10 protein-coding genes are annotated in these 12387 nt (G+C 51.5%); 6 read left to right on the top strand and 4 right to left on the bottom strand.

The window, feature by feature from the left end; all coding sequences use genetic code 11:
- Positions 1–18 precede the first annotated feature (18 nt).
- From C7W93_RS04820 to C7W93_RS04805, 4 genes are all read left to right on the top strand, one after another.
- The gene (locus C7W93_RS04820; protein ID WP_108438997.1) at positions 19–1329 is read left to right on the top strand and encodes a homoserine dehydrogenase; all 1311 of its coding nucleotides are present in this window, start codon (positions 19–21) and stop codon (positions 1327–1329) included.
- Positions 1330–1504: 175 nt separating this feature from the next.
- Positions 1505–1891, top strand: coding sequence for a lysozyme inhibitor LprI family protein (locus C7W93_RS04815; protein ID WP_161539883.1), 387 nt, complete (start codon positions 1505–1507; stop codon positions 1889–1891).
- Positions 1892–2193: 302 nt separating this feature from the next.
- Entirely contained in the window at positions 2194–3159 is a 966-nt protein-coding gene (locus C7W93_RS04810) for a sulfonate ABC transporter substrate-binding protein (RefSeq protein WP_108440484.1), read from the top strand.
- Positions 3160–3177: 18 nt separating this feature from the next.
- Positions 3178–4485 carry an LLM class flavin-dependent oxidoreductase gene (locus C7W93_RS04805; protein WP_108438995.1) on the top strand — a complete coding sequence of 436 codons (1308 nt, stop codon included), beginning with the start codon at positions 3178–3180 and terminating at the stop codon, positions 4483–4485.
- 368 nt (positions 4486–4853) lie between these two features.
- Here C7W93_RS04805 and fhuE read toward each other — a convergent pair whose 3' ends face one another.
- The 4 genes from fhuE to C7W93_RS04780 all read right to left on the bottom strand — a co-directional run bounded on the left by fhuE (position 4854) and on the right by C7W93_RS04780 (position 10183).
- Positions 4854–7370, bottom strand: a complete 2517-nt coding sequence (fhuE, locus tag C7W93_RS04795; RefSeq protein ID WP_225869748.1) for a ferric-rhodotorulic acid/ferric-coprogen receptor FhuE — start codon at positions 7368–7370, stop codon at positions 4854–4856.
- Positions 7371–7508: 138 nt separating this feature from the next.
- Positions 7509–8537 carry a FecR domain-containing protein gene (locus C7W93_RS04790; protein WP_108438994.1) on the bottom strand — a complete coding sequence of 343 codons (1029 nt, stop codon included), beginning with the start codon at positions 8535–8537 and terminating at the stop codon, positions 7509–7511.
- Positions 8538–9065: a sigma-70 family RNA polymerase sigma factor gene (locus tag C7W93_RS04785; RefSeq protein WP_108438993.1), complete on the bottom strand. Its 528-nt coding sequence runs from the start codon at positions 9063–9065 to the stop codon at positions 8538–8540.
- 209 nt (positions 9066–9274) lie between these two features.
- Positions 9275–10183: a YicC/YloC family endoribonuclease gene (locus C7W93_RS04780; protein ID WP_108438992.1), complete on the bottom strand. Its 909-nt coding sequence runs from the start codon at positions 10181–10183 to the stop codon at positions 9275–9277.
- A 105-nt stretch (positions 10184–10288) separates the two neighbouring features.
- On the opposite strand from C7W93_RS04780, the gene C7W93_RS04775 reads away from it, so the two are divergent.
- Together C7W93_RS04775 and C7W93_RS04770 are read left to right on the top strand one after the other, a co-directional pair.
- Entirely contained in the window at positions 10289–11302 is a 1014-nt protein-coding gene (locus C7W93_RS04775) for a serine/threonine-protein kinase (protein ID WP_108438991.1), read from the top strand.
- Positions 11303–11430: 128 nt separating this feature from the next.
- Complete coding sequence (locus C7W93_RS04770; protein ID WP_108438990.1) at positions 11431–12387, top strand: PP2C family serine/threonine-protein phosphatase; 957 nt, start codon at positions 11431–11433, stop codon at positions 12385–12387.

Below are 12387 nucleotides of genomic sequence, written 5' to 3'. Positions count from 1 at the left end.
TTTCAGATAGTAGAGATTATGAAATCCATCAAAGTAGGTTTACTAGGCATAGGTACGGTCGGTTCCGGCACGTTCGACGTTTTAAAACGTAATCAGCAGGAAATTGCTGCAAGAGCTGGGCGCGGCATCGAAATTACGATGGTGGCCGATCTGAACACCGAGCGCGCCAAACAACTGACGCACGGCGAAGTGGAAGTAGTCAACGACGCTAATCTGGTAGTTAACAATCCGGACATCGACATTGTCATCGAGCTGATTGGTGGCTATGGCATCGCCAAAGATCTGGTGTTGAAGGCCATTGCCAATGGCAAGCACGTCGTCACAGCGAACAAAGCGCTGATCGCAACGCATGGCAATGAGATTTTTAAAGCGGCGCAAGAAAAAGGCGTGATCGTCGCGTTCGAGGCGGCTGTGGCTGGTGGAATTCCCATTATCAAGGCATTGCGCGAAGGTCTGACCGCCAATCGTATTGAATGGATCGCAGGCATCATCAACGGCACCACCAACTTCATTCTGTCGGAAATGCGTGATAAAGGGCTGGATTTTGAGGTCGTGCTCAAAGAAGCGCAACGCTTGGGTTACGCCGAAGCTGATCCGACTTTCGATATTGAAGGTGTCGACGCGGCTCATAAGCTGACCATCATGGCGGCGATTGCTTTCGGTATTCCAGTGCAATTTGCCAAAGCGCACGTTGAGGGCATTACCAAGTTGCAGGCGACGGATATTCGTTATGCCGAACAACTCGGCTATCGCATCAAGTTACTCGGTATCACTAAACGTACCGAAGCTGGTATTGAGTTGCGTGTACATCCGACATTAGTTCCGGCTAGTCGTCTGATTGCTAACGTTGAAGGCGCGATGAATGCGGTGTTAGTACGCGGCGATGCAGTAGGCGAAACGCTGTATTACGGCAAGGGTGCAGGCGCTGAGCCAACCGCGTCGGCAGTGATCGCTGACCTGGTCGATATCACGCGTCTGGCAACTGCCGATCCTGAACATCGCGTGCCGCATCTGGCATTCCAACCGGATGCAATGACCGACATTCAGATTCTGCCGATGGCAGAAATCACGACCAGTTACTATCTGCGGATGCGTGTGACGGATCAGCCGGGTGTGTTGGCCGATGTCACGCATATTTTGGCAGACTCGTTGATTTCTATCAGCGCTATGTTGCAAAAAGAACCGGCTGAAGGCGAAACTCGTACCGACATCATCATGCTGACGCATCAGACGCAAGAGAAAAATGTCGAAGCGGCGATTGCAAAAATCGAAGCATTGGAGACAGTAGTCGGTATGGTCACGAAGATTCGACTGGAAGAATTAACCTAAGTCTGAAGTCGACGATAACCAGTAACGTGAAAAGGCCAGTTTTTTCTGGCCTTTTTTGCGCATAGCGGGTTATTTAAAACGAGGGACTTCCATTTTCAAGCGAATTTAAAATCCGTCAGAGGTAACTTTGACATTGATGAAGTTAATAAAGATTGGCTTAATTGGATGGGATGGTATGCGTAAATCATTGTTGGGTTTGTTTTGTCTGTTACCGCTGATTTCTTTCGCTGCAACGGAAGATCCTTGTGTCACGCAGCGTAATACGATTGAAATGGACGCGTGCGCGCAGAAGCAGTTTGATCAAGGCGACGCGCGTCTCAACCAATCTTATCAAGCGCTGTTAAAAAAGTATGCGCAGAAAAGCACGCCCGATGTGCCGAACGAAGCGATTACGAAGTATCTGATTACCGCGCAACGGGCTTGGGTTACATTTCGAGAGAATGACTGCAAAGCTGTGTACAGCTTGAATGAGGGCGGCACGATACGAAATATTGCTTACCTGGGTTGTATGACGCAGCATGCGGAACAACGGACCAAAGATTTTAAGGAATTTGATCAATAAAGTCCTGCCACCAACTATCTGGTGGATAGCGGATAGACTAAAAAAAGCGATTAAGCCTCTGCGGGTCGCTTTTTTTATTTGCTCTTTAGCTACGCTGAAATAATGCGTCAATGTCCATAGCGCTAAAACGTCGGCACCAACTTTTTGCCGATGCATAAGTGTATGCAGAAAACGTTTAATCATTCTTGAAATGCTTCGTTCCTGAATTCCCCTAACTTGATTACGCTAGCAATCCTTTAGTCGAGGCGCATTAGCTTATGCGTATCGCGCTTTTAGACCGACATCAATTTTCTGGATACAACATGACGACGACATCGAATAAAAGACGCCTGATCTTGCAAGGGCTGGCCGCGAGTGCACTGGTAGGCACCGTTCCGTTGAGTATGGCTGCCGAAGAGAAGACGCTGCGGATCGGCTATCAAAAATTTAACACGTTGAATATTCTCAAAGGCACTGGCAATCTGGAGAAAGCGTTGCAACCGCTGGGATGGAAAGTCAAATGGTTCGAATTCGCGGCAGGTCCGCAATTGACCGAAGCGCTCAACGCCGAGGCGATTGATTTCGGTCATGCGGCCGATACGCCATCGGTATTTGCCAATGCCTCCGGCGTGAACGCTGTCTATCTGGCGGCTGAACAGCCGTATCCAAAAGGGATCGGCATATTTGTCGCGCAGGATTCGCCAATTCGCTCGATCAAGGAATTGAAGGGCAAAAAAATTGCATTGGGACGCGGTTGGAATGTGCAATATCTGTTGGTAAAGGCCTTAGAAGAAGTTGGTCTGACCTACAACGATATCGTCCCTGTTTATGTCAGCAATGCAGCGGATGTGCGGGCCACTTTTCAGTCCGGCAACGTTGATGCCGCCACTTTATGGGATCCGTTTCTTGCCGGTCAGCAGATTTCTACCAGCCCACGTATTTTGCGCGACGGTACAGGCTTATCAAATAATCGTACCTTCCATCTTGCCAATCCGAAGTTCGTTGATCAAAACAAACATATCATCCGGACGCTATTTGTCGAATTGAAAAAAACCAACATTTGGACGCAGGCACATCCGCAGGAAACAGCAGATTTGCTGGCACCGCAACTGGGCGTGGACGCCAAGGTATTACGTCTGGCGACCGAGCGTCGTAACTACACGACCGTACCCATGGATGCGGGCATCATTGCCGAACAACAGCAAATCGTGGAGGCCTTCTATAAGTTGAATCTGATCAAAAATCCGGTGCAAGTGAAGGACAAAGTGTACGGCGAAGCATTGCTTTAATCGTTATTGAAAGTTCCTATGCAAATGCACCTCGCCGCATTTTTGATTGCTGGTAATGCTGCTCACAGCCAGGTGCTGTGGCGGCATCCCGCTAGTCAGTCAGGCGGATTTCTCAAACTTGATTACTACACCAACATTGCCCGGACGCTAGAACGCGGCAAATTCGATTTACTGTTTTTTGCTGATCGTCTTGCCATATCCACGCGGTTTGGGGGCGATCATCGGTATGGCGTTGCCCACGGCGATCAGGATGCCACGCGGATGGACCCGTTGCCGATACTGGGTGCGCTGGCAGCGGTGACGTCGCATATCGGCTTGGGGGCGACGCGCTCAACGACCTATTCTCAGCCGTATAGTCTGGCGCGTGAATTTTCGACGCTGGATCACTTGTCGGATGGCCGTGCCAGCTGGAATGTCGTCACCTCAGTCAATCAGGGCGAGGCTGATAATTTTGGTCTGCGTGAAACGTTGGGACATGACGCACGCTATGATCGCGCCGACGAATTCCTTGAAGTCACGCATAAATTGTGGGGCAGTTGGGGCGAAGATGCGCTGCTGCTGGAGGTCAACAGCGGCCGTTATGCAGATCCCGATCTGGTCTCCGCCATCGATCATCAAGGGGCGCATTTCACTGTGCGTGGGCCATTAAATATTCCCGCTTCGCCACAACGCGGACCGGTCATTATTCAGGCCGGATCATCGCATCGCGGGCAGGATTTCGCGGCGCGCTGGGCGGAGGTGGTATTCACCATTCAGCCCGATCTGGCGCGTATGCAACGGTTCTATAACGACCTTAAAAGTCGCACGCCAAAATTTGGACGCGCTCCGCAAGACATCAAAGTACTGACCGCGATCATGCCATTTGTTGGAGAAACAATCGGCGAAGCAGAAGAAAAACGGGCACAACACAATGCTCTGGTTGATCCCATTGTGGGCTTATCGACATTATCCAGCCATATGAATGTCGACTTTTCTGCCTATCCACTGGATGCGCCGATTGGCGATTTACAGGTCGCCGGTATGCAGGGCTTGTTCAGTCTGATCCGCGAAATCTCGGCGGAACAAAAACTGACGCTAGCCGACATTGGACGTCTGTATGCCACTGGTGTGCTGGTGCCGCAGATCGTCGGGACCGCCAGCGACATCGCCGACTGGATGGGTCATATCATCGCAGAAGGCGGGGCCGATGGCTTCGTGATTACACCAGCACATTTGCCAGACGGATTCGATGATTTTGTGGATCAGGTGATCCCGGAATTGCAGCGTCGTGGGCAATTCCGTCTGGAATACGAAGGTGCGACTTTGCGCAGTTATTTGAAGAATTAATCGCTACAATCATTGCCGCATCGTATCGTTTATTTCTGGCTAAGCCTCATCATTCCCTTGCTACCAGTCACGTGATTTAACGGATAATCCCATCATCCTGATGATGTTTATCCGTCATTTCACTCTTACGTTTCAGGAGAATAACTTGATCCATCATCTTGACCATTTGGTGCTCACGACGCACGATAAGGCGAAATGCATACATTTTTATACGCAAGTTCTTTGTATATCTGAAACGGTCAGCGTTTCGGCATGAAGCACTACGTCGCCATAGCGGGCGGCAATCAATCCCGATGCCGAACAGTCGGCATCGGGATTGAAGCTATGCTGGCCACCAGACTGGCATGCAACCAAGGCCGGATTTCCGATTAAAACCGGTAGGTCAGTGTCGACATGACGTTGCGTATCGCGCCGAATTGACCTTGACCGTCGATGTTTATATAGTATTTTTTATCGAACAAGTTATTGACGTTGACCTGAAGCGATAGCTTAGGCGTGAACGCGTAACGGGCCATCAGATTAACAACGCCGAACGCCTTTTGTTCATACTCGAAGTCTCCGGCTTTGCTGGAAAAGGTGGTGAAATTGCGGTTTTGCCAGTTCACGCCGCCACCGATGGTCAAGCCGCTCCAGTCACCTGATAAATGGTAAGTGGAAAACAGCGTCACCAGCGTGGCCGGAAACGTCGTATTGATCAGCGTATTGGTCGCGTCGCGCGAAATCACCCGTGATACTCCTAGCGAGGCATTCCAGCCGGTCGCCAACTCTCCCGAAACCTGCGCTTCAAAGCCACGGCTCACTACGCCTTTGGCACCATAATAAGCGCTGTCTGAGGTGCCGGGAATGATGTAATCGCCATCCAGTTGCGCGACATTATTTTGCGCAATTCGGAAGACGGAAAAAGAAGTGTTGAGCTTGCCGCCAAAGTGTTCGCCCTTGATGCCGGCTTCATAGTTTTTGCCGGTGACTGGATCAAGATAGGCGCCATTACGATTTCGATAGTCCTGCGGCTGGAAGACATCGGTATAACTCGCATAGGCCGAATAGGTCTTATTGATATCAACTATCAGACCGGCATAAGGGGTGAATACATTGTGGCTGCGGGATTCGGTCAAACCGTCAGATTTCCAACTATTCTGGCGGCCGCCCATGATCAATTTGACTGAATCCGTTAACGACAGGCGTGCTGCACTGTAGACGCCGAGTTGGCGAATTTTCTCATCCCCGGTAAGTGCTAGCGGACCCCAGTTCGGTTCGGCGAAAGAGCCATCCCAATTGTAGAAATTTCCTGTGCTGTCTAACGTGCCACTGCGGGTATGCGACGCTTTTACCTCGTGAGAGCGGTTGGCGCTCAAGCCGACAACGAGTTCATGTTGGCGACCAAGCAGTGAGAATGGGCCGTTGGCTTGCACATCAATATTGTTCTGCTTAAAGGAGTATTCGGAATAGTTTGGCAGTGCGCGCAGCCCAGTTCCGGTAATGACATCCGGCTGACCGTGAAGGTAGAGCAGCTTGGCGTTATAGTCGCTTTCGCGGTGCGATAGATTGGTTTTGATCTTCCATCCATTATCCAGTCGTTGTTCGAGCGAGGCGAAGATGGTGCGGTTGGTGCTGGACCAGTGCGTCCAGTCGGCGGCGGTGGTTTTGGATGTATTCCAATCGGTCGGTTGGCCGTTTGAAAACACTAGCGGGAGACCGCCCCAGGTTGACGCGGTGGGGCGGTTGGCCTGATAGTCCGCGCCGATGCTGAGTTTGGTATCCGGTGTCAGGTCGGCATCTATCACGCCGTAAAATACTTGCTTGCGGTCGTGATAGAGATCGAGTTGGGAGTTGTGCTCATCAATCGTGCTAACGATACGGCCGCGAATACGGCCATCTTCGGTCAGCGGCGTGGAGAGATCGAGTGTGCTGCGATAGTGATCCTTTGAGCCAATCCCCGCAGAGATATTGCCTGTAAATACTTTGCTATCGGGGTGTTTGCGCACCAAATTGATGGAGGCTGACGGATTGCCTGCGCCAGTCGTCAGGCCGGTTGCGCCGCGCACGACTTCAATGCGATCGTAGATGGCCGAATCGTTGCTGGATTCGCCATAAAACGACAAGCCGAGCGAGGTCGGCACGCCATCATATTGCAGGTTATCGATATAAAAGCCGCGTGCGTAGAAGTCATTGCGGTCACTGTCGGAACTGGTGACAAATACCCCCGTGACGTTTTTGAGGACTTCACTCAGCGACTGTAGATCCTGATCTTCGATCTGCTGACGCGTAACGACAGTCACCGATTGCGGCGTGTCGCGCAGCGATAGCGTCAGGCCAGTCGCCGCGGTTGTGGCGCGCGTCGTGTAGGACGCGCTGCCTTCGGTAGTCGTGTCGCGCAGGTTCGAACCTGCGACATTGACCATCGGCAGAGTCTGCTCGGCACGGTCTTCGGTAGCGGCAGCGGTGGCAGTGACTTTGCCCAAGGTGTAGCTGCCGTCGGTACGTGCAATCAATTCCAGGTTGCTGCCGGTCAGCAGATGGGCGATGGCATCCCGTGGAACATAGCGCCCGGCAAGCGAGGGACTGCTCTTGCCCTCCGTCAATGCCGGGTCAAACGATAGGGCGATTCCAGCGTTGACGGCAACACTGGAAAGCGTGCGGCCAAGCGGTCCTGCAGGAATGTCATAGCGTTGCGCTGCCGCAATATTCAGCGCAGGTCGCTCGGCAGCGAAAACGTTTTGGTTGATGCTGAAGCCGGTGCCGAAGGCCATGCCTAGCAGTGCAATACGGACAATGCGCACAGATCGTCTTAAGCGGCGTGCGGCATGCCAGCGCTGATAAACCGGTGCCTGAGATGGGCGAATGTGAACGGTAAGTATTGCAGGCAAAGTAGATCGGGCAGACATTAGCGGTTCCCTAAGTTGGAATGAGGATGGAGTGAGGTGTAGCGTCTTGCGGCAAACGACATGCTCGCGAAGTACGCAAGGTCTTCACTTTCCTTGCCAGCTGGGATCAAAAAAAGTATCAGTATTTTGAAAAATATTTTAGCGCGCGACTAACGTCACCCAGTACCCGCCCAAACGCGACACTGCTAGTAGCGGATAGGTCGATACCAGCATGGTCAGCGCACGATCGGTATCGGTGATCGGGAAAGCCCCGGAGACTGGCATATTGGCGAGCACAGGATCGCAATACACAAAGCCTTTGCGATAGCGTGCTAGTTCACGAGCGAAATCCGCCAGTCGCATGCTGTCAGCTAATAACATGCCATGCATCCAGGCAATAGCAGCATCATCGGCCGAGATCGGTGGATTTGCGGCATCGGTGGTAAACGATGCCTGCTGTCCTGCATGAATAATGTGCGTGGCTCCGGCGCGCCCGTTGACTGGTTCAATCCGCACTGCGCCTTGTAATACGCTAACTTCCGAGCGTCCATCGTATTGGCGCACGCTAAAACGTGTACCCAACGCTTCTAGGCGGCCTTCGGCAGTGCTTACGCGGAACGGGCGATGCTGTCCTTTGATCCCTGCCGGATCGGGCGATGTCGCGATGAAAATTTCTCCGGCGCGCAATTGCAGCAGACGTTGCGTTGTGTCGAATTGCACGTCTACCGCAGTACTAGTATTAAGCGTGACGCGGGAGCCATCGGCAAGTGTCAGGCTGCGTTGTTCACCCGTCGCGGTAATGTGCGTAGCCGTCATGGAATGCCAGGATGCGTTGGCGCTGGGTGCAATGCGCCAGGCCAGCCATCCGGTCGGGACCGCCGCCAGCAGAATTGCCAGTCGGACCACGGCAGCACGACGTCCTTTGTCGACAGGTCTGTCCAGCGCGGATATTGCTAGTGATGGCGGCAGCCCGCCCAGTTTATTGAGTAGTAATTCGGCGCGCATCCAGGCACGGGCATGGTCGGGACTGCTGCGCCGCCAGCGCTCACATGCAGCGCGATCTTCGTCACTGACCGTGCCTGAATTAAGTTGCATTAGCCAATCGGCGGCCTGTTCTAAGATGTCGGTAGAAATCGCATTGCTGACGGGAGTTGTGGCGCAAGCCGCAGATATGTTTGGCGAACCCATTCAGAGTTGCCCGTTCGCGTCGTTCATACCAATCAGGCATTGCAGAAAAGCCTGCTTCATATAGCGCTTCACGGTGATCAGTGATACGCCGATGTGCTGCGCGATATCGCCGTATTGCATGCCTTCGAGCTGTGATAACAGAAAGGTGCGCTTTACCAGCGGCGGCAGAGTGTCAAGCATGGCGTCGATTTCTTGCAGTGTTTCTAGAATCAGTAAGCGTTGTTCAGGCGAGGGCGTTTGCGGCTCTGGCAGCAGAGCAAGCGCATCGAGATAGGCGCGCTCCAGCGCCGCGCGGCGATACCAGTTGATCAGAAGACCTTTGGCAACCGTGGTCAGGAAAGCGCGAGGTTCATTGATGGTGGTGGTCGCGATCTGACGCGCGGTAAAGATGCGAAGAAAGGTGTCTTGCGCCAGATCGGCTGCATCAAAGCGATTATCCAGTTTTTTGCGTAGCCAGCCATACAGCCAGGCATGGTGGTCGCTATAGAGCGTTTCGATTTCCTGGAAATGTGGTTTCTCCGTTGACATACCTACCGCCATTTTATGAATGAGAATTATTCTCAATTATAAAGTGGCGGTACGCGTTTATCAATGTGTGAATGTTGCGGAGTGATTTGTGTCTTGCATGATACAAATCGTGCATTCTGCCAGGTTGGGTACTTCGTATTAATTTATTCTATTAAGAATCAATAGTTTATAAGTGTTTTTTAACGTTATACAAGAGAATTTTGACGTTTTTATTCCAGGTTTTGTACTTGCTCGCGCATCTGATCGATCAGCAGTTTGAGTTCCATTGACGCATCCGCAAGTTCCTTGATAGCCGCTTTAGAGCCAACTGTATTGGCCTCACGATTCAGTTCTTGCATCATGAAATCCAGCCGTTTGCCGACCTGCCCACCTTTTTTTAAGATATGCCGGGTTTCAGTTAAATGCGCGCCTAGACGGGAAAGTTCTTCAGCGATATCAATCCGAATGCCGTACAGAGTTACTTCTTGCCGAATTCTATCCATTGCTTCATCACGCGACAAAGCCGTCGTCTGAGAACCATTGCTGGCGCTATCCGGTTGCGCCAAGCCCAATGCATCCTGCATGCGGGCGATCGCTTTTTGTTGGAATTGTGCGATTACCTGCGGCACTAACGGCGTAATCCGTTGCACAATGATTTCCATTGCGTCGATACGTGCAACGATCGTCGCGGTGAGCGCAGCACCTTCACGGGCACGCGATTCAACAAAGGCGGCGAGGGCGCTCTCCATGGTTGTCTGAACTTCGGCTTGCAACGTGTCCTGGCTGATCACTGTTTCTTCAATCACGCCGGGCCAGCGCAGTACTTCTCCGACTGAAAGCGGTGCTGAATCCGCAAATTGTGTCCGTACGGTGTTTTGCAATTCAGCTAGCGATGCTAGTAAAACGGTATTCAACGATTGGCTGCTATCGCTGGCGACTTTGCGTCCAAAACTCAGTCTGCATTCGACTTTGCCGCGACTAATGCGTCCCATGATGGCTTCACGCAAAGCTGGCTCTAGTGCGCGCAAATCGTCATTAATCCGAAATTGCAAATCCAAAAAACGCGAATTCACGCTTTTCAGTTCAATTGTGATAGTGCCAGCGGCGCTTTGATGGGTGTTGACGGCATAGCCGGTCATGCTGCAAATAGTCAAAATACGGTCCTTTTTGTTTCTTCTTTACAATCTTGCGATTTATCAAGACAATCTAAGGCTCGTTGTATTCACTGACAAGGCTTAGATTGTATGGCGGCACAAAACAATGCTCCACTGCCTGATGGGCTTAAGCTCGCGGGATATCGCATTGTAAAGAAGATTGCCTCAGGCGGGTTCAGTATCGTCTATCTGGCCTATGACGAGGATGGTAACGCTGTTGCGATCAAGGAATATTTGCCCAGCTCGTTAGCGCTGCGCCAATGGGGTGAACTGGCGCCAGCGATTCCGCCAGAGAATTTACCGACTTTCCGCATTGGACTTAAGTGTTTTTTTGAAGAGGGCCGTGCGCTCGCGCAAATTTCTCATCCAAACGTTGTCAGCGTCCTGAATTTTTTCCGCGCCAATGACACGGTATATATGGTCATGGCGTATGAGTCGGGCCGTTCCTTGCAAGAACATATTCTGCGACGCCGGGACAAAGGTGAACAGCCTTTAGTATCCGAGAAATTTATACGCAAAATGTTTCGTCAGGTAATGAACGGTTTGCGCGAAGTGCATACCCATAAACTGCTGCATCTGGACCTTAAACCGGCGAATATTTATTTGCGCGCCGATGGCACGCCTATCCTGCTGGATTTTGGTGCAGCCAGACAAACGTTGCGCGCCGACGCACCGAAGTTATATCCGATGTATACACCAGGGTTTGCACCGGTCGAACTATACGAAAAAGATGGCAATTTGGGGCCGTGGACTGACATATATAGTATCGGTGCGTCAATCTTTGCTTGCATGGTCGGTGCACCGCCACAGCCGGTCGATCAGCGTAAGGTTAACGACAAAATGGAAACCCATTTCCGTAAGTTGGAAGGTTTGTATTCGCCGGAATTGATTCAGGTAGTACGCTGGAGTTTGATGATAGATCCGCTGGAACGTCCGCAAAGTGTTTTCGCCTTGCAGAGAGCGTTAATGACGCCGGTCCACGAAGAAAAATTGCGGATGGTGGATAAAGTATTACGCAAGGCGCGCGGTGTTTTTTTTACGCATTTACAGTTCCGTCGCAAAGCGCCAGCGCCTGAAAATACTATTCAGGAAAACACCCAATAACCATTCTCTTTACTGTCGTTTAAGGCGTAGTGCGAGATGAATATCAAGGGCATGTCTTTTCGCCCGATGATGATGTTTTTCAAGGCGGGGACGCTGCCGCGTATCGGCAATTAACCTCATGAGTATGTATGCGATTTTCAGTTTTTCAAGAAAGCCATATCGGCGGTCGCAAGGTCAATCAAGACCGCATGGGCTACAGTTTTACCCGCGATGCTTTGCTGCTGTTGTTAACTGACGGTATGGGCGGGCATTTGCACGGAGAAATTGCTGCCAGCATCGCCATGCAAACCATCGGCACGCTGTTTCAGCAAAATGCTCAGCCATATATTAAAAAGCCGGAACGCTTTCTTGAAGACTGTTTTTTGGCGGCGCATATGGACATCCATCGCTATCGTGATACGCATAAATTATCGGAAACACCACGCACCACGGTCGTGGCCTGTTTGATTCAACATAACAGCGCGTTTTGGGCACATTGCGGCGATTCACGCCTTTACTGGATGCGTCAGGGGCAGATTTTGGCGCGTACACGCGATCACTCGCGGATTGAGACGCTGATCGCGCAAGGCAAGGTCGATCCTTCAGAGCGGGCAACCCATCCTGACCGGAATAAATTGTTCAATTGTCTGGGCGCAGATAATATCCCGCTGGTAGAGTTGTCGCGCCGAGTCAGTTTACAAGCAGGCGATGTCATGTTGCTTTGCTCTGACGGGTTGTGGTCCATGCTGCCCGATCATGAGTTGGCGCAATGTTTGCAAAATAATACGGTCGTGCGCGCCGTGCCGGATTTAGTCAGCAGCGCGGTCAGTATCGGTGGCAAAACCGGCGATAATGTGACCGCTTTGGCGATGGCGTGGGAAAGTAGCGGAAACCTGGGCGACCCCTTAACCTCTATCGTTACGCATACCTTGCCAATCGGTAGCGTGACGACGACAATTCAATCCTCACAAAACAGCGCCTCAGAAACAACTGAAATGTTTAATGATGCGGATATCGAAAAAGCAATAGACGAAATCCGCGGCGCGATAGAAAAATCCACGGCCGTGACATCTAATTTCACGGCCAACTTTCAAATCAAGGAATAA

Source organism: Glaciimonas sp. PCH181, assembly GCF_003056055.1.
Lineage (GTDB): Bacteria > Pseudomonadota > Gammaproteobacteria > Burkholderiales > Burkholderiaceae_D > Glaciimonas.
This window is presented reverse-complemented; position numbering and strand designations above follow the sequence as displayed.